Source organism: Micromonospora sp. NPDC050495 (assembly GCF_040655175.1).
In the GTDB taxonomy this organism is placed as follows: domain Bacteria; phylum Actinomycetota; class Actinomycetes; order Mycobacteriales; family Micromonosporaceae; genus Micromonospora.
Genome location: NZ_JBFAJK010000010.1, coordinates 162340 through 177721 on the forward strand (window position 1 = coordinate 162340; position 15382 = coordinate 177721).

12 protein-coding genes and 2 tRNA genes are annotated in these 15382 nt (G+C 72.7%); 10 read left to right on the forward strand and 4 right to left on the reverse strand.

Features of this window, described 5'->3' with window-relative positions; all coding sequences use genetic code 11:
* The first annotated feature begins 94 nt into the window (after positions 1-94).
* Both AB0I11_RS13825 and AB0I11_RS13830 read left to right on the forward strand, forming a co-directional pair.
* Positions 95-631, forward strand: a complete 537-nt coding sequence (locus AB0I11_RS13825; RefSeq protein ID WP_357318684.1) for a hypothetical protein — start codon at positions 95-97, stop codon at positions 629-631.
* Between the two features lie 548 nt (positions 632-1179).
* Positions 1180-3066, forward strand: a complete 1887-nt coding sequence (locus AB0I11_RS13830) for a propionyl-CoA synthetase (protein ID WP_357318687.1) — start codon at positions 1180-1182, stop codon at positions 3064-3066.
* Between the two features lie 31 nt (positions 3067-3097).
* Here the strand turns inward: AB0I11_RS13830 and AB0I11_RS13835 are convergent, their stop codons facing one another.
* Positions 3098-6529, reverse strand: coding sequence for an Hsp70 family protein (locus AB0I11_RS13835; protein WP_357318690.1), 3432 nt, complete (start codon positions 6527-6529; stop codon positions 3098-3100).
* A gap of 276 nt (positions 6530-6805) precedes the next feature.
* Between AB0I11_RS13835 and AB0I11_RS13840 the strand changes: the two genes are divergently transcribed.
* Entirely contained in the window at positions 6806-7219 is a 414-nt protein-coding gene (locus tag AB0I11_RS13840) for a contact-dependent growth inhibition system immunity protein (protein WP_357318693.1), read from the forward strand.
* Between the two features lie 106 nt (positions 7220-7325).
* On the opposite strand, the gene AB0I11_RS13845 is transcribed toward AB0I11_RS13840, so the two are convergent.
* Positions 7326-7399: transfer RNA gene (locus AB0I11_RS13845), tRNA-Gly, on the reverse strand.
* Positions 7400-7627: 228 nt separating this feature from the next.
* On the opposite strand from AB0I11_RS13845, the gene AB0I11_RS13850 reads away from it, so the two are divergent.
* From AB0I11_RS13850 to clpX, 5 genes are all read left to right on the forward strand, one after another.
* Positions 7628-7701, forward strand: a tRNA-Pro gene (locus tag AB0I11_RS13850).
* Between the two features lie 144 nt (positions 7702-7845).
* A complete protein-coding gene (gene tig, locus AB0I11_RS13855) occupies positions 7846-9192 on the forward strand; it encodes a trigger factor (protein ID WP_357318696.1) in 1347 nt (448 codons plus the stop codon).
* 173 nt (positions 9193-9365) lie between these two features.
* The gene (locus tag AB0I11_RS13860) at positions 9366-10007 is read left to right on the forward strand and encodes an ATP-dependent Clp protease proteolytic subunit (RefSeq protein WP_357318700.1); all 642 of its coding nucleotides are present in this window, start codon (positions 9366-9368) and stop codon (positions 10005-10007) included.
* Positions 10008-10021: 14 nt separating this feature from the next.
* Positions 10022-10684 carry an ATP-dependent Clp protease proteolytic subunit gene (locus AB0I11_RS13865; protein WP_357318703.1) on the forward strand — a complete coding sequence of 221 codons (663 nt, stop codon included), beginning with the start codon at positions 10022-10024 and terminating at the stop codon, positions 10682-10684.
* Between the two features lie 212 nt (positions 10685-10896).
* Positions 10897-12189, forward strand: coding sequence for an ATP-dependent Clp protease ATP-binding subunit ClpX (clpX, locus tag AB0I11_RS13870; RefSeq protein WP_357318707.1), 1293 nt, complete (start codon positions 10897-10899; stop codon positions 12187-12189).
* Between the two features lie 24 nt (positions 12190-12213).
* Here the strand turns inward: clpX and AB0I11_RS13875 are convergent, their stop codons facing one another.
* Entirely contained in the window at positions 12214-12840 is a 627-nt protein-coding gene (locus AB0I11_RS13875; protein WP_357318710.1) for an XRE family transcriptional regulator, read from the reverse strand.
* Positions 12841-12875: 35 nt separating this feature from the next.
* Here AB0I11_RS13875 and AB0I11_RS13880 point away from each other — a divergent pair, with 35 nt between their 5' ends.
* A complete protein-coding gene (locus AB0I11_RS13880) occupies positions 12876-13715 on the forward strand; it encodes a DMT family transporter (protein ID WP_357318713.1) in 840 nt (279 codons plus the stop codon).
* Positions 13716-13754: 39 nt separating this feature from the next.
* The gene (locus AB0I11_RS13885; RefSeq protein WP_357318716.1) at positions 13755-14552 is read left to right on the forward strand and encodes a carbon-nitrogen hydrolase family protein; all 798 of its coding nucleotides are present in this window, start codon (positions 13755-13757) and stop codon (positions 14550-14552) included.
* A 7-nt stretch (positions 14553-14559) separates the two neighbouring features.
* Here the strand turns inward: AB0I11_RS13885 and AB0I11_RS13890 are convergent, their stop codons facing one another.
* The gene (locus tag AB0I11_RS13890) at positions 14560-14787 is read right to left on the reverse strand and encodes a hypothetical protein (RefSeq protein WP_357318719.1); all 228 of its coding nucleotides are present in this window, start codon (positions 14785-14787) and stop codon (positions 14560-14562) included.
* Positions 14788-15382 lie beyond the last annotated feature (595 nt).

Consider the following 15382-nt stretch of genomic DNA (forward strand, 5'->3'; position numbering starts at 1 on the left):
CGTGTGTAGCCCATCAGGTGCGGGTTCGGCGACCGATTTGCCGGCTCGCTACCCTCGGAACGGAGGCCACGTCGGTCGAGGGGGAGGACACGAGATGGCGGACCAGACACAACCGTGGGCCGAGCGCACCGTCGAGGTGCCGCCGCAGCCCGGTGTGGGCGTGGTGCCACCGCAGCGGGACGGGTTCCAGCGCGGCGTCGCTCAGGTGGGCGCGCGGCGTACGCCCCGGACCGAGCAGTTCCCCGCCGTGGACCCGACCGGCTGGTCGGGGGAGCCGGCCCCGCGCCGCCCGATGAGCTGGCACCTGGCGCAGCTGCGGCGGGGCGGGGAGTGGAGCGCCGCCGGGGGCCTGTTCGCCTTCGTCTGCTGGGGCATCTGGGCGATCTCCGGCCGGGGCAACCTGACCGCCCCGCTGGTCACCTTCGTGCTCAGCCTGCTCACGGCGGTCGGTCTCTTCGCGCTGGCCCGGCTGGTCGGCCGGATCGTCTGGGAGCGGCAGCTCGGCCGGGTTCGGCGCGGCGCCCGGGGTGCCCACCTGCTGACCGCGCTCTTCCTGGCCGGGGTGGGGGTCGCCTACCTCCAGCAGACCGAGTGGGTGGTCAGCGCCTGGAACTGGGTCACCGGCAACTGACCGCCGTGGCCGCGGGCGGATCGGCGCGTCGCCGCCGCCCGCGGCCCGGTCGCGGTACGCCGCGACGCCGGTCGTCACTCCACCAGGACGGCGCTCGCATTACCCGGCCCGGCCTGCTTCATCCGTCGCCCGGTGGGCTGAGCCGGGGTCAGTGCCCCTCGGCGTCGGCCTTCGGCGAGGCGACCCGCGCGGCCGGGTCCTCCACCCCGGGTTCGCCGCCGCCCGGTGCCACCATCCCGTCGTAGGTGTAGACGGTGCCCTGGTCGCCGTGCTGCTGCGTGGTCCGGATCTAGCGGTGGATCATGCCGTCGATCTCGATCTCCAACAGGGCCTGGTCGCCCGCGTCCTGACTGCTGCCGTCCCGGGGACCGCCGGTCGGGTACGCCTTCGTGTTCGTCTCCATGGGCCAGCCGTACCCCCGGCCGCCAGGGCGAAACGGGGACCGCCCACCGGCCGGGGCGGGCCGCTCACCGAGCCGGGGCGTGCTTCCGGCGCACCGACCCGGGCCGGCCGTCGTGCCGGCGCGCCCGCCCGACCAGCATGGCGGCATGGGCGCATATCGATCGGCGTACGAGCGGAGCCTCGCCGACCCGGAGGGCTTCTGGCGGGACGCGGCGGCGGACCTCGACTGGCACCGGGCACCCGAGCGGATCCTCGACGCGAGCGCCGCCCCGTGGTACCGGTGGTTCCCCGACGGTGAGCTGAACACCTGCCACAACGCGCTGGACCGGCACGTGGCGGCCGGCCGGGGCGACCAGCCGGCGCTGATCCACGACAGCCCGATCACCGGGACCGTGCGCACCCTCAGTTACGCCGAGCTGCTGGCCGAGACGGCCCGGTTCGCCGGGGCGCTGCGCCGGCTCGGCGTCGGCCGGGGCGACCGGGTGCTGCTCTACCTGGCCATGGTGCCGGAGGCGGTGATCGCGATGCTGGCCTGTGCCCGGATCGGCGCGATCCACTCGGTGGTCTTCGGCGGCTTCGCGGCCCACGAACTCGCCGTCCGGATCGACGACGCGCAGCCGACGGTGGTGGTGGCCACCTCCTGCGGCATCGAGGTCGACCGGGTGGTGCCCTACCATCCGATCCTCGCGGCGGCGCTCGACGAGGCCACCCACGCCCCCCGGCACTGCGTGATCGTGCAGCGCCCCCAGGAGCGCGCCCCGCTCGTCGCCGGCCGCGACCTCACCTGGGACGAGGCGATGGCGGACGCCGAGCCGGTGGAGTGCGTGCCGGTGGCCGCCACCGACCCGCTCTACGTCCTCTACACCTCCGGCACCACCGGCCGGCCGAAGGGCGTGGTGCGGGACAACGGCGGGCACGCCGTGGCGCTGCGCTGGTCCATGCGCAACGTCTTCGACATCTCGCCCGGGGAGGTCTTCTGGGCCGCCTCCGACGTGGGCTGGGTGGTCGGCCACTCCTACATCGTCTACGCGCCGCTGCTCACCGGGGCGACGACGGTGCTCTACGAGGGCAAGCCGGTGGGCACCCCGGACGCTGGCGCGTTCTGGCGGGTCGTCGCCCAGCACCGGGTGGCCGCCCTGTTCACCGCGCCCACCGCGATCCGGGCCATCCGTCGGCAGGACCCGGCCGGTGCGCTGCCGGCCGGGCACGACCTGAGCAGCCTGCGCACCCTCTTCCTGGCCGGCGAGCGGCTCGACCCGGACACCTGGGAGTGGGCGGGGCAGCGGCTCGGCGTACCGGTGGTGGACAACTGGTGGCAGACCGAGACCGGCTGGCCGGTGGCGGCCAACCTCCGCCGCCTGGAACCGCTGCCGATCAAGCCCGGCTCCCCGTCGGTGCCCGTCCCCGGCTACGACATCCGGGTGGTCGACGGCGGCGGCCGGGAGGTGCCGCCGGGCACCGACGGCTCGATCGTCATCCGGTTGCCGCTGCCGCCCGGCTGCCTGCCCACCCTCTGGGGCGACGACGAGCGCTTCCTCCGCTCCTACCTGGCCACCTTCCCGGGCCACTACCTGACCGGCGACGGCGGCCGGTTCGACGAGGACGGCTACCTCTACGTGATGGGCCGCACCGACGACGTGATCAACGTGGCCGGGCACCGGCTCTCCACCGGCGCCATGGAGGAGGTGCTGGCCGCCCACCCCGCGGTGGCCGAGTGCGCGGTGATCGGGGTCGCGGACCCGCTCAAGGGCCAGGTGCCCAGCGGGTACGTGGTGCTCAAGGCCGGCGCCGAGGTGGACCGGGACGCGCTCGCCGGTGAGCTGGTCGCCCTGGTGCGGCAGCGGATCGGGCCGGTGGCGGCGTTCCGCCGGGTCACCGTGGTGCCGGCGCTGCCGAAGACCCGCTCCGGCAAGATCCTCCGCCGGACCATGCGCGGGCTGGTCGAGGGGCGGGACGAGCCGGTGCCGCCGACCATCGACGACCCGGCGGCGCTGACCGTCTTCCGCGACCTCGGCTCGGGAGCTACACCTTGACGTTCGGAAGCTACTCCTTGACGTTCGGGAGCTACTCCTTGACGAAGCGGTGGAGCACGAAGTCCTGCTCGGAACCGCAGGCGATCATCTCGGTGTTCCACGAGCAGGAGTCGCCCCGTACGTCCCGCAGCTCGCCGAGCGGCACCAGTTTTCCCGACCCGGCGCCCACCCCGGCCACGCTGCGGTCGTCCACCCCGCTGCCCAGCGCGTCGGCGAAGAGCAGCAGGTTACCGGCGTCGACCCGGACGGCCACGCCCTCCTCGTCGTCGAGGATTCGCGTGCCGTCGGCGGCGAAGAGCGTCGCGGCCGGTTCCGGGTAGCTCCGTCGGGCCAGCACCCGCTCGCCGACCGGCACCAGCTGGGTCATCCCGGGCGCCGCCCACAGCTTGGCGCCCTGGCCCTCCCCGGCGGCCACCACCTGCGCGGTCTTGTCGTCGGAGCCGGTCACCTCCAGCAGGCAGGCGCGGTGCTTCCCGCAGGGCGCCAGCGCCTTGGCCCGCCGGTTGTCGTCCTCCGCGCGGTACAGGACGCTCGGCTGTGCCTGCTTCCCCAGGTCGTACGCGAGCAGCCGCCCGTCGTCACCGGCCACGTAGAGCCGGTCCTCGTGGGCGATGACCAGGTCGTCCGGCTCGGCCACCGCCTTCCAGCGGCGGATCTCCTTGCCGGAGTCGAGGTCGATCAGCCGGACCGACTTGTCCGCGCTGATCTGCACGAGCTGCCCGACCGGGCCCTGCTCGGGGTCGCGCGGCGAGCCGTCTCCGTACCCGGGGCCGGACACCGTCTCGGCGGTGGTCACCGGGTGCACGCTGTCGCGCGTGTTGCCGTACTCGTCGGTCAGGTCGGGCAGCGTCCACTTCTCGTCGCCGTTGCTCAGCTTCCGCCCGACGAGCCGTTTCCGCTCGTGGTCGGTGAACGCCACCACCTCCTCGCCAACGAACATCTCGTCGTCGCGGTCCATGGTGTGCCGCCACCGTGGTTGGCTGCCGCCGTCGAGCACCTCGAGCTGGCGGCTGTCGCTGCCGCCCGCGCTGTCGGCGACCACCGCCACCGCGCCGGGCAGCGCGACCAGGCCGGCCCACCGGTCGGTCGTGGTGGCGCTCTCCCGGCGCCACAGCTCCTTGCCCGTGCCCACGTCGACGGCCACCACCGCCAGCCGCTTGTCCTCGCGCGGATAGGCCAGGTAGGCCCGGCCGCCGGCCAGGGCCGTGAACATCTCCGCCGGCCGCTCGGTGGCGCCCGCGAACCGGGTGCCCTTGCCGAACCCCTGGAAGTCCAGCTCGGGGTGGCGGTCCCGGGTCAGGTAGAGCAGGGCCGCGGTGGCCACCCCGGCCAGCGCGGCCACCGCGCCGAGCGAGACCCACAGCGCGCGCCGCCGCCGGCCGCCGACGGCCGCCGCGGCCGGCGACCCGGGCGTCCCGTTCCCGGGTACGCCGGGCCAGCCCGGCCATCCGCCCGGCTGCTGCGGGATCCCGGGGGCCAGCGGGGGTACGCCGGTGGGCGGCGGGCCGTGCTGAGGTCGGGTGGGTGTCGGCGTACCCGGGGCGGGGGAGTGTGGGGCCACGGCGGTGCCTGCCGGTGCGGCGGCGGGGCCGTGCTGCGGTCGGGTGGGTGTCGGCGTGTTCGGGGCGGGGGAGTGTGCGGCCGCGGCGCTGGCCGCCGGTGCGGCGGCGGGCGGCGGGCCGTGCGGTGTGGCGAGCCGGGTGCCGTTCGGTCCGGCGGCGAACGCCGGGCCGGGTGCGTCCCAGGTGGCGGCCGGGCGCGGCGGTCCGGCGGCGACGGTCGTGCCGTCGCCGGAGGCGGTGCGGCCGGCCGGGAGGACTGGTGTGTCGGGGCCGGCGGGCGACACCGCGGCGGGCAGCGTGCCCTCGGGGCCGAGACCGGGCAGCGTGCCGCCCGGTCCCCGCGGCAGGTCCGGTCCCACCGGCGGTGGCGTGGTGGGGCCCGGCCGCCCGGACCCGACCGGCTGGTCCGCTGCGTCGGGCGGAACCTCGGCCGCGTCCGGCCGGTCGCTGCCGGGCACGGTTGGTGCGCCGGCGTCGAGGTCGGGTTGGTGGGTGGCGGGCACGGTCGGTGCGCCGGCGGCGGGGTCGGACTGGTCGCTGGCGGGCAGGGTTGGTGCGCCGGCGTCGGGGTCGGGTTGGCCGGTGGCCGGCAGGGCCGGTGCGCCGGCGTTCGGATCCGGCCGATCCGTGCCGGGCTGCGGTGGCGTACCGGCGTCGACCAGAGTGCCGCCCGGGCCGACGCCCGGCGTCGCCCCGGCCGGTGGTCCGGCGGGGGCCGCGCCGACCGGGGCCAGCGGCAGCAGCGGGGCGGCCGACCGGGTCCGCGGCAGCGGCAGGTCGGTCAGCGCGCCCTCGGCGACCGGCAGCTCGGGCTGCTCCAGCACGGTCGGCGCGATCCCCAGCTCGGCGTGGAGCAGCCGGGCCACCAGCGGGATCCGGGACGAGCCGCCCACCAGGAACAGCCCGGCGAGCAGCTCCGGGGTCAGCCCGGCCGCGGCGACCACCCGCCGGGTCTCGGCGACCGCCCGCCGCAGCAGCGGGGCGGCCACGCCCTCCAGCTCGGCCCGGGTCAGCGACACGGCGGCCGGGACGCCCGGCACCGCGACCGGTGCGGCCAGCGCGCGCGACAACATCTCCTTCGCGCCCCGCACCTGCTCGACGACGTGCAGCCGCTCCCGCCACTGCGTGGTGTCGGCCGGTTCGCTCAGCCGCGCCCACTGCGCGGGGTGGGTGGCGGCGACCCGCGCGCCGACCAGCGCCAGCAGGGCGGCGTCCAGGTCCAGCCCGCCCAGGTCGTCGAGGCCACCGCAGGAGATCACCGTGAAGCCGGAGTCCCCCCACGGGTCCGCGCCCTCGTTGCGGACCACCGCGACGTCCAGGGTCCCGCCACCGAAGTCGAAGACCGCCACCGACTCGCCCACCGGCACCGGCCGTCGCAGCACCTCGGTGTAGTAGCGGGCCGCCGCGACCGGCTCGCGCAGCAGCCGGGTGCCGGGCGGGATGGGACCGGAGAGGGTGTGCTCGGCCGCCGACGGCCAGCCGGCCAGGGCGAGCGCCTCGGCGAGCACCTGCCGCCGACCGGCGTCCCAGGTGGCCGGGCAGGTCACCACGGCGGGCGGCAGGAATCCGAGCGCACCGACGGCGGCCTCGCCCACCGCGCGCAGCACCGCGCCGAGCAGCTGGGCCGGGGTGTACCGGCGGTCGCCGAGGGTCACCTCAGGCTCGTCGACGCGGCGCTTCGGGTTCGGCTCGTACCGGTCCGGGTCGGCGTGGGCCAGCCGCAGCGCGTCCCGCCCGACGTGCAGGCGTCCGTCGGTGTCGGCGTACACCCCGGACGGGAGGATCGGCTGCCCGTCCACGAGCAGCGGGCGGGTACGCCCGTCCGGCCAGCGCAGCACGGCCACCGTGTTCGAGGTGCCGAGGTCCACGCCGAGGGCGAAACCGTCCCGCTGGCCTGACATCCGTCGCTACCTCCACCCGACGAGGGGATGTCCGGCCCCGCATCGTACGCAGTCGCCGCCGTACGCCTCGCCCGCCGGTCGATGTACGCCTGCCCGCCCCGATGGACACCCGCGGGCTGAACCGGTGTGATGCGCAGGCGCCTGCTGCGAACGGCCGACCCGACGACGTCTCCTGCCCGCTCGTGACCGTTGGGCCGGGTGGCTACCGGCTCGTGGGCGACCCGCCAGACTTGCGGCAGCGGGCCAGCGTCGCCGGTGCTGACTACCCTCACCGCCGTGACGACGATCGAGCAGCTTGAACGGGACGTTTGGCCGGACCCCGGCCCGGAGGTCACGTCTCTCGTGAGGCGTTGCACGGAGCTGCGCCGCAAGCCGTTGGTTGAGTTCACCGTCGAAGACCTGCGCATCATGCTCGGGCAGGAGATCGGTGTGCCTGCGCTGCTGCCTCTCGCGGTACAGGTCCTGGTCCGCGATCCGTTGGCCGAGGGCGCCTGCTACCCGGGTGACCTGCTCGCCAACGTGCTGCGGTTGCCTGACTCGGCGTGGTCGAGTCTTCGATCGGAACGGAAGCGGCTGGAGTCTGTTCTGGCGGAGTTCGTCGCCGGTCCCCCGTTCACCGACCTCGACCTGAAGCCCCGCGACCCGGACCGGCGTCTTCGCGACGCCATCGTGCGGTTTCTCGGTCGCTGAGCGACACCGGCGATTCGGGCCGCCCACGTCAACGGCCGGGGTCCGGGTCGTCGCCCCGGCCGGCCCAGGATCGGGGAATGCCCCTCTGGCCTGGGCCGCAGCGCGGTGGAGCGGGCGACGGGAATCGAACCCGCACCGTCAGTTTGGAAGACTGAAGCTCTGCCATTGAGCTACGCCCGCGCTCACCCCGCTGGTGCGGGGCGCGCGAGACAGCCTACCGAATCCCCGTACCGGTCGCGCGGCCCCGTACCCCGTGCCGCGCCGGACCGTTTGCGGAGAAGTGGCCCTTCCCGATGGCCGGAAGGCACGCTTTGCCGCAAAGCGCCGTCCGCGCTGCGGAGCGCGTGGGGGTCGGGGTGGGCCGGTGGGGGGTCGGGGGGCGCGGACGGCATACACTTCTCGTCGCCACGGGGTGTGGCGCAGCTTGGTAGCGCACTCGCTTTGGGAGCGAGGGGCCGTGGGTTCAAATCCCGCCACCCCGACTGTCGTTCGCGGCCGGCTCGTCCCGGGCACCGCCGAATTTGCGCGCGGTACCCGGGCCCTGCCGACGCAGCAGGCCGGCTCGCCTACACTCGATGCGCGCAATCACGCCCAGACTCAACTGAGATCCGTCAAGGAGTACGCCTGTGAAGAGCACCGTCGAGACTCTGAGCCCGACGCGCGTGCGGCTCGCCATCGAGGTGCCGTTCGTCGAGCTCGAGCCGAGCCTCAGGAAGGCGTACCGGGAAATCGGCCAGCAGGTCCAGGTTCCCGGCTTCCGCCGGGGCAAGGTTCCCAGCGCGGTGATCGACCAGCGGGTGGGCCGGGGGACCGTCCTCAACGAGGCGATCCAGGAGGCCATCCCGCAGAACATCCTCGCCGCGGTCCGCGAGCACGACCTGAAGACGCTCGGCCGTCCCGAGGTCGACATCACCGAGTTCAACGACGGTGACTCGCTCAACTTCACCGCCGAGGTCGACGTCCGCCCGGAGATCACCCTGCCGGACCCGGCCACCATCGAGGTGACCGTCGACGAGATCCAGATCGCCGACAGCGAGATCGACGAGCAGGTGAGCAGCCTGCGGGAGCGGTTCGCCACCCTGAAGACCGTCGAGCGGGCCGCCCAGGAGGGCGACTACGTGCAGATCGACCTGAACGCCACGGTCGACGGCGAGGACGTGCCGGGCGGTTCGGCGAGCAACATCTCGCACGAGGTCGGTAGCAAGCAGCTCCTGCCGGGTCTGGACGAGGCCCTGGTGGGCCTGGCCGCCGGCGACACCACCACCTTCACCACCCAGCTGGTGGGCGGCGACTACGCCGGCCGCGACGCCGAGGTGGCGGTGACCGTGCGGACGGTCAAGGAGAAGGAGCTGCCGGAGCTCAACGACGACTTCGCCCAGCTGGCGAGCGAGTTCGACACCATCGAGGAGCTCCGCAACGACGTGCGGGAGCGGATCACCCGGGGCAAGCAGGTCGAGCAGATCTACGCCGCCCGGGACAAGGCCCTCGAGCAGATGGTGGCTACCGCCGAGGTGCCCGCGCCGGAGGGCGTCGTCAAGGAGGAGGTCGAGAGCCGCAAGGCCGCGATGGTCGACCAGCTCGAGCGGATCGGCGCCTCGATGGAGGAGTACCTGGCCGCCGAGGAGAAGACCGAGGAGCAGATCGACACCGAGCTGACCGAGGCGGCCACCGAGGGCGTCAAGATCCAGCTCCTGCTCGACACCCTCGCGGACGCCGACGACGTGCAGGTCTCCGACGACGAGTTCGGCCACGAGATCGTGCACCGGGCGCAGCGCGCCGGCATGGCCCCGCAGCAGTACTACGACCAGCTGGTCCGCTCCGGCGCCGCCGCGGCCATCTTCGGCGACGTCCGCCGGGGCAAGGCGCTCGCCGCGGTGATGGAGAAGATCAAGATCAAGGACGCGGCGGGCAACGAGGTCACCCTCGACGCGCTGCGCGCCCAGAACGAGGCCGAGCACAACCACGAGCACTGATCGTCCGGGATCGGCCGCCCTCCCGCGCCTGCGCGCGGAGGGCGGCCGAAACCCTTTCCGGGGTACGCCCCGAGGGTGACTGCGCTGAGAGCGAACAGTGCCCGGACCGGGAGTACGCCCCCCGGTCGAGCGGTTAGTGTCGGTGACGACGGTACGGAGAGCGAAGGGCTGCCATGACCGACATGCACATCCCCAAGAAGTCGCTCCGGGCGATCGAGGCCCGTGGTGGCGACTCCATTGGCAACCTCGACGACTCGGTCTACAACCGGTTGCTCAAGGAACGGATCATCTTCCTGGGCAGCGAGGTGACCGACCAGGTCGCCAACCGCATCTGCGCGCAGCTGCTGCTGCTCGCCGCGGAGGACCCGGACCGCGACATCAACCTCTGGATCAACTCGCCGGGTGGCTCGGTCTACTCCGGCATGGCGATCTACGACACGATGCAGTTCATCGACAACGACGTGTCCACGGTGGCGATGGGCATGGCGGCCTCCATGGGCCAGCTGCTGCTCTGCGCCGGCACCAAGGGCAAGCGGTACGCGCTGCCGCACGCGCGGATCATGATGCACCAGCCGTCGGGTGGCATGGGCGGCACGGCCGCCGACATCGCCATCCAGGCCGAGCAGATGCTCTACACGAAGCGGATGTTCCAGGAGCGGGTCGCGCACCACACCGGCCGGTCCGCGGCGGAGATCGAGGCCGACTCCGACCGGGACCGTTGGTTCACCGCCCAGGAGGCGCTGGACTACGGCTTCATCGACAAGGTGATCACCGGGGCCGCCCAGGTTCCGGAAGGCGCCGGGACCCTGAGCTGACCGAGGAGCTGACGATGACCGACCTGAGCCTGCCGCCCCAGTTCGCGGCCGTGCACAACCGCTATGTTCTGCCGTCGTTCGTCGAGCGCACGTCGTACGGGATGAAGGAGTCCAACCCGTACAACAAGCTCTTCGAGGACCGGATCATCTTCCTCGGCGTCCAGGTGGACGACGCGTCGGCCAACGACGTGATGGCCCAGCTGCTGACGCTGGAGGGCACCGACCCGGACCGCGACATCATCATGTACATCAACTCGCCGGGTGGCTCGTTCACCGCGATGACGGCGATCTACGACACCATGCAGTACGTCCGCCCGGACATCCAGACCGTCTGCCTGGGCCAGGCGGCCAGCGCGGCGGCGGTGCTGCTCTCCGCGGGCACCCCGGGCAAGCGGATGGCGCTGCCCAACTCCCGGATCATCATCCACCAGCCGGCCACCGAGGGCGGCTACGGCCAGGGGTCGGACATCGAGATCCAGGCCCGGGAGATCCTGCGGATGCGGACGCAGCTGGAGGACATGTTGTCCCGGCACTGCAACCGCCCGATCGAGCAGGTTCGCAAGGACATCGACCGTGACAAGATCATGACGGCCGAGGAGTCCAAGGACTACGGGCTGGTCGACACCGTCCTGACCAGCCGCAAGAAGGGTCTGCTGGCGGCGCACGCCGCGAGCTGAGCTGTGTGCGGTCGGAGGTCGGCCGGGGTATCGTTCCCGGCCGACCTCTGACACACCCGCTTTGGGGGTCGGAGAAACTCCCGCCAGCGGGTAACGTCGGGTCTGTACCGCTTCGTTGGGTCGGACCGGCGGGTGGGACGACAGACGGACGGGCGCTCGGCGCCCGCAGGTCAGGGCCGGCGTTCCGGCCGACGAGTGCAGGGAGAACGTAGGTGGCACGGATCGGTGACGGCGGCGACCTACTGAAGTGCTCCTTCTGTGGCAAGTCGCAGAAGCAGGTCAAGAAGCTCATCGCGGGGCCTGGCGTCTACATCTGCGACGAGTGCATCGATCTCTGTAACGAGATCATCGAAGAGGAGTTGGCCGAGTCCGGCGAGGTGAAGTGGGAAGAGCTTCCCAAGCCGATGGAGATCTGCCAGTTCCTCGACAACTACGTCGTCGGTCAGGAACAGGCCAAGAAGGCGCTCGCCGTAGCGGTCTACAACCACTACAAGCGGATCCAGGCCGAGTCGGCCGGCGCGCCGGGCTCCGGCAGTGACGGCGTCGAGCTGGCCAAGTCCAACATCCTGCTGCTCGGCCCGACCGGCTGCGGCAAGACCCACCTGGCGCAGACCCTCGCCCGGATGCTCAACGTCCCGTTCGCGATCGCCGACGCCACGGCCCTCACCGAAGCGGGGTACGTCGGCGAGGACGTGGAGAACATCCTCCTCAAGCTGATCCAGGCCGCCGACTACGACATCAAGCGCGCCGAGACGGGCATCATCTACATCGACGAGGTCGACAAGATCGCCCGCAAGTCGGAGAACCCGTCGATCACCCGGGACGTCTCCGGCGAGGGTGTGCAGCAGGCGCTGCTGAAGATGCTCGAGGGCACGGTGGCCAACGTGCCGCCGCAGGGCGGGCGCAAGCACCCGCACCAGGAGTTCATCCAGATCGACACCACCAACGTGCTGTTCATCTGCGGTGGCGCGTTTGCCGGGCTCGACCAGATCATCGAGGCCCGCACCGGCTCCGGCGGCACCGGCTTCGGCGCCCGTCTCCGGTCGGTCTCGGAGCGCTCGACCGACGACATCTTCAGCCAGGTCATGCCGGAGGACATGCTCAAGTTCGGGCTGATCCCCGAGTTCATCGGCCGGCTGCCGGTGATCACCAACGTGCGCAGCCTGGACCGCAGCGCCCTGGTGCGGATCCTCACCGAGCCGCGCAACGCCCTGGTCCGGCAGTACCAGCGCCTGTTCGAGCTGGACGGCGTCGAGCTGGAGTTCGAGCCGCCCGCGCTGGAGGCCATCGCCGACCAGGCCATGCTCCGCGGCACGGGAGCCCGTGGGCTGCGCGCCATCATGGAGGAGGTGCTGCTCTCCGTGATGTACGAGGTGCCGAGCAACCCCGATGCCGCCCGGGTGCTGATCACCCGAGAGGTGGTCCTGGAGAACGTCAACCCGACGATCGTGCCCCGCGAGTTCAGCGGCCGCCGGCGTCGGGACCGCGAGGAGAAGTCGGCCTGAGTGCCGTTCTTGACCGCGCCCGGGTCAGCTCGGGCGCGGTTCGCGTGAGCGGGTCCGCTGATCCCACTCGCCCGACGGGGTGACCACCACCATCACCAGTCGTACCGGCTCCTCGCCCGTCGTGCGGTAGCCGTGCTCCCGGTCCGCCGGAAACTCGATGGTGTGCCCGGCTGGTACGTCGTGGTCGACGCCGGCCACGGTGACGGAGAGCGTGCCGGCCAGCACGTGCAGGATCTCCCGGGTCCCGCGCGGATGGTCGGGGGAGTGGTGTCCCTCGCCGGGCTCCAGTCGCCACTCCCAGAGCTCCACCAGGTCGGGCTCGCCGAGGCCGTTGAGCAGCCGGGCGGTTCCCCCGTGCGTCCCGCGCCAGAGCACCGGCGCGTCGACGGTCGCGGTGATCCGTACGCTGCTGCGTTCGGTGGGCTCCAGCAGTTGCGCGATGGTGACCCCGAAGGCGTCGGCGACCCGGCAGAGCGTACCGATGCTGGGGTTGGTCCGGGCGGCCTCGATCTGCACGAGCATGCCCTTGCTGACTCCCGAACGGCCGGCCAGTTCCTCGAACGACCAGCCGCGGGCGGCCCGCAGCTCGCGCACCTGGCGGGCGACCGCGGAGGTCACCGCGCCCACCCGCCCGCTCCCGGCGTCGGTCATTACACTATCCCTCACGGTTAATATTGTGATACGACATGCTGATGTTCCCCATTCTGCTCGCCGCGGTGTCCGCGGTCGCGTTCGGCACGGCCGACTTCTCCGGTGGCAAGGCGTCCCGGCGCGCCAACCCGGTAGCGGTGACCGTGGTCTCGCAGCTCCTCAGCGTCCCCCTGCTGCTCGTCCTGGTGCTGCTCGTGCCCGGCAGGCCCCACCCGCTCGATCTGGCCTGGGGGCTGTTCGCCGGCGTGGCCGGCGCGGGCGGCGTCATGCTGCTCTACCGCGCCCTGGCCACCGGCATGATGGCCGTGGTCGCCCCGGTCACCGCGATCACCGCGGCGGTCGTGCCGATCCTCGCCGGCCTGGTCACCGCGCACTACCCGGGCACCGTGGCGCTCGGCGGCGCGGGCCTCGCCGTGGTCGCCATCGCCCTGGTCAGTCTCGGCGAGGGCGGCGGCACCGGCCGGGTGTCGCGCCGGGTGGTCGGCATGGCGCTCGGCGCCGGCCTGCTCTTCGGCGTCTTCTTCGCCCTGCTCGGCCAGGCCGACGAGGACGCCGGCATGTGGCCGGTGCTCGCGGTGCGGGCCAGCTCGATCGCGTTCGGGCTCGCGGTCGCGGCGCGTATCGGGGTGCGCCCGCGGGTCGAGCGGCGGGTGCTCGGCTGGGCGGCCGCGGCCGGCCTGCTGGACTCGGCGGCGAACGCGTTCTACCTGGCCGCCGCGAGCCGCGGGCATCTGAGCATCGTGGCCGCGGTCGCCTCGCTCTACCCCGCGAGCACCGTGCTGCTGGCGCTCGCCGTCGACCGGGAGCGGTTGCGCCCGGTTCAGCTGGCCGGTCTCGGCTTCGCCGCCGGTGCGCTGGTGCTGGCGAGCGTCTGAGCCTGTCCTGACCCGGCACCCGCCCGTACGCTGATCTCCATGCGTGTCGCCGTCTGCCAGCTCAACTCCCGCGACGACCGGGCCGCGAACCTCGCCGCCGCCGGGGCCCTGCTCGAGCGGGCCGCGGCGGCCGGCGCCGACCTCGCCGTCCTGCCGGAGTACGTCGACTACCTGGGCCGCGCCGAGGGGATGCCGCCGGCCGAACCGGTCGACGGCGTGGTCGGCCGGTTCTTCGCCGACGCGGCCCGCCGGCTCGGCATGTGGGTGATCGCCGGCTCGTTCCACGAGGCCGGCCCGGATCCCGAGCACACCTGGAACACCTCGCTGGTCTTCGACCGCGGCGGCGCGCTCGCCGCCGGCTACCGCAAGATCCACCTGTACGACGTGGAGATCCCCGGCCGGGTGTCGTACCGGGAGTCGGCGACGGTGGCGTCCGGGGACCAGCCGGTCGTCGTCGACGTCGAAGGGCTGCGGGTCGGCCTGTCGATCTGCTACGACCTGCGTTTCCCGGAGCTGTACCGGCAGCTCGCCACCGACGGCGGCGCCGAGCTGCTGGTGGTGCCCGCCGCGTTCATGATGCACACCGGACGGGACCACTGGGAGGTCCTGCTGCGGGCCCGCGCGATCGAGAACCAGTGCTATGTGGCCGCCGCCGGACAGACCGGTGATCACGAGCCGTCCCGGACCTGCTTCGGTCGCAGCATGGTGGTCGATCCGTGGGGGACGGTGCTCGGCCAGGTGCCGGACGGCCCGGGCTTCACCGTCAGCGACCTGGACCTGGACCGGCTCCGGACGATCCGCGCCGAGCTGCCCAGCCTGGCCAACCGCCGGCTCTGATCCTCGGTCAGCTCTCCAGCAGCACCCCGATCACCGTGAAGCCGGCGATCGCCGCGGCGGTGACGAGCAGCGCCGTGGTCATCCGAGAAGGGCCGCGGCGGAGCAGGCGGCCGACGGACAACAGGACGACGACGAGCACGAAGGCGCCGATGACCAGCTGCCAGAAGGGGAGCAGGAGGCCGAGCAGCGCCTCCTCGGCGAGTGTCGTCACCGCGGACCGGGACACGTCATCCATGCCGAACACTCTGGCACGCCGCGGCCGGCGGCGGCCTCCTTCGATCGCCCGTCCCGTCGACCTTCGATCGCCCCTCCCGCCGACCGGAGGGGCCGGGCGGACGGCCGTCCGGTCAATGACGATCTTTGATTTGCCTTCTCGCGGCCGTCCGCGTAACTTTCTCTCTGCACGCGGGAGGCCGGGCGAACCGGCCGAGAACGGGCGCCAGGCTGGTGGCGGAGACGCCGAGCCAGACTGAGGATCCGGGCGGTGCGACAGAATCCGGCAAGACCGGGTTGCGATCGCGAAGCCGGCCGGGTAGAGTGCGAAAGCCGGCAGGGAGCCGGGCGGGTGGCCGCGAGAGCGGCGATCGGCCGGTCCACCGGAACCCACGACAGAAACGACCGCCACGAATGGCGTGCGTCAGCGTGGATCGGACTGACCAAGTTGATCACCTCGAACCTGAGGTTGACAGCGAAAGTCGGACCCGGTAAGTTAGAGAGGTTGCCCCGGAAGGGGCCCCACGGTGTGGGGTTTCCCGATGGTGTGTGGTTGTTCTTTGAGAACTCAACAGGGTGCTTGTAAAGCCAGTGCCAATTGTTTTATACCCCGGACT

Bases quoted from the DNA above. Each gene is read 5' to 3' on its own strand.
- AB0I11_RS13880 (WP_357318713.1), top strand. From the start codon at position 12,876: ATGCTGATGTTCCCCATTCTGCTCGCCGCGGTGTCCGCGGTCGCGTTC.
- AB0I11_RS13835 (WP_357318690.1), bottom strand. From the start codon at position 6,529: ATGTCAGGCCAGCGGGACGGTTTCGCCCTCGGCGTGGACCTCGGCACC.
- AB0I11_RS13860 (WP_357318700.1), top strand. From the start codon at position 9,366: ATGACCGACATGCACATCCCCAAGAAGTCGCTCCGGGCGATCGAGGCC.
- AB0I11_RS13890 (WP_357318719.1), bottom strand. From the start codon at position 14,787: ATGGATGACGTGTCCCGGTCCGCGGTGACGACACTCGCCGAGGAGGCG.
- AB0I11_RS13885 (WP_357318716.1), top strand. From the start codon at position 13,755: ATGCGTGTCGCCGTCTGCCAGCTCAACTCCCGCGACGACCGGGCCGCG.
- AB0I11_RS13865 (WP_357318703.1), top strand. From the start codon at position 10,022: ATGACCGACCTGAGCCTGCCGCCCCAGTTCGCGGCCGTGCACAACCGC.
- AB0I11_RS13830 (WP_357318687.1), top strand. From the start codon at position 1,180: ATGGGCGCATATCGATCGGCGTACGAGCGGAGCCTCGCCGACCCGGAG.
- AB0I11_RS13825 (WP_357318684.1), top strand. From the start codon at position 95: ATGGCGGACCAGACACAACCGTGGGCCGAGCGCACCGTCGAGGTGCCG.
- AB0I11_RS13875 (WP_357318710.1), bottom strand. From the start codon at position 12,840: ATGACCGACGCCGGGAGCGGGCGGGTGGGCGCGGTGACCTCCGCGGTC.